The sequence below is a fragment of the Aminobacter sp. P4_H6_2 genome (genome assembly GCF_056400805.1).
In genome coordinates, this window is the sequence record NZ_JBFUKO010000937.1 from 1 (window position 1) to 1,469 (window position 1,469).

Annotated in this window: 2 protein-coding genes and 1 pseudogene; all 3 read right to left on the minus strand. The window is 56.4% G+C overall.

Annotated features, from left to right (window positions below; translation table 11 throughout):
* Window positions 1-197 (minus strand): annotated as a pseudogene (locus AC1DUU_RS31835) (hypothetical protein); the annotation flags it as partial.
* 321 nt (window positions 198-518) lie between these two features.
* Complete coding sequence (locus AC1DUU_RS31840; protein ID WP_476787285.1) at window positions 519-962, minus strand: ABZJ_00895 family protein; 444 nt, start codon at window positions 960-962, stop codon at window positions 519-521.
* Window positions 963-981: 19 nt separating this feature from the next.
* The gene (locus AC1DUU_RS31845; RefSeq protein ID WP_476787286.1) at window positions 982-1,290 is read right to left on the minus strand and encodes a hypothetical protein; all 309 of its coding nucleotides are present in this window, start codon (window positions 1,288-1,290) and stop codon (window positions 982-984) included.
* Window positions 1,291-1,469 lie beyond the last annotated feature (179 nt).

Genomic DNA, 1,469 nt, shown 5'->3' on the forward strand with positions numbered 1-1,469 from the left:
AGCAACAGACCGGCCGGTATGCTCAATGTCTTCTTTTCTCCAGCCTCGTGGTTCAATGCCGCTGCGCGGATTTGTTCGCACTCTGGAGACCGCCATTTTGGGTCTTGGGTCGAGAGGGTGGCTGCATACTCGGCAGGCGGCGATGTGCACCCGGCGACCGCGAGCATTGCCATAGTGGCTAGGAGCCTTTCCTTCATCCCAAGCCCTCCCCAGAGCTATTCTAAAGCTTTCGCTTTTCTTCGAGCAACACCCTGTAGGCCTTCATGACTTCAAGCGCCAAGAGCGCCATAGATATCGCGACGCCGCGACACAGGCACTCGCACTGACTAGGACGATGACAGCACACACCCACAATAGGAAGCGGTCAGCAGCACATCGGTTTCCCTGAGGGCAATGACCACCCCAGGCGATGAAGCCAAGTATCCCGAAGATCAGCACCACCGGCACCGCGATGGCTAGGCATTCGATTGCAATGATCGTCCTCACCATTGGGCTACCAATCGGCAATTTTGCGGGGGCTACTCCACGATCTTCTGCTTCTGCCTTTGATCGATCTTCTCCAGGTGCTTCAACATCGATCGCCCCATGAAGCTTGAGAAGGCGATAACCAGCACCGCGGATTGAACGCCGATCATCATGGCCAGCATGAACACGACGAACCCTGATGACAAATCGTCAAACGAGCCGGACAGCCAAACCGAGACAATTGCCAGCCCGACGCCAATAGCCGTGCAGTAGCCCACCAGTCGCCAATATTCGCTGGGGGAAGGTAAGCGCCTGTTTCGGAAGAAGAAGTAGTACGCCGTGGATTGTGTGATCGCGAAGGCGACCGGGATGCCAAAGATGTCAGTGATAGTCTCTTGGTATTGAGGAAGCGCAGTGATCAGGGCCCATGCCACAAACGGAGCGGCCGCTGTAAGCGCTCCGAACAGCAAGATGTAGCGGCGCAAGCGGATGTCCATCCCCAAGCCCTCCCCAGAGCTATTCCAAAATCTTCCGCTTTTCCTCGAGCAGCATCTTGCACGCCTTGATGACTTCGACAGCCTCCAAAAGCATAGCTTGCACTTTTTCGGCCGGGAACAGATCGATCGCGCTTGCCATCGCGTTGAGTTCGAACACGATGTCGCCTTGTCCTGTATCGTTCGCAGGCGTCTCGGAATAGGCGATGATCTCGCGGTAATTCCTTATGGTCGACGCGGCGCGCTGGAGCAGCCGTGCCTTATCTTGTTCGGTCAATCGATCAGTCTCATTCGCGGCACGGATCAGTTCGGAGGTGAGTGCGGTCGCCATCACTTACCACGCTGCATGAATGTCCAAACGACCGAACCAAATGTCCCAGCTCCAGGAACGGCCCTGGCTATTCGGTCCCGATACAGCAAAAGCGGAGACGCCGAGCGCTGTCAATCCTGCGAGCAGCGGCCGCTCGCGGACTGGCTTTGTTTGAGCTCTCAACTCACACAGTTAACAAG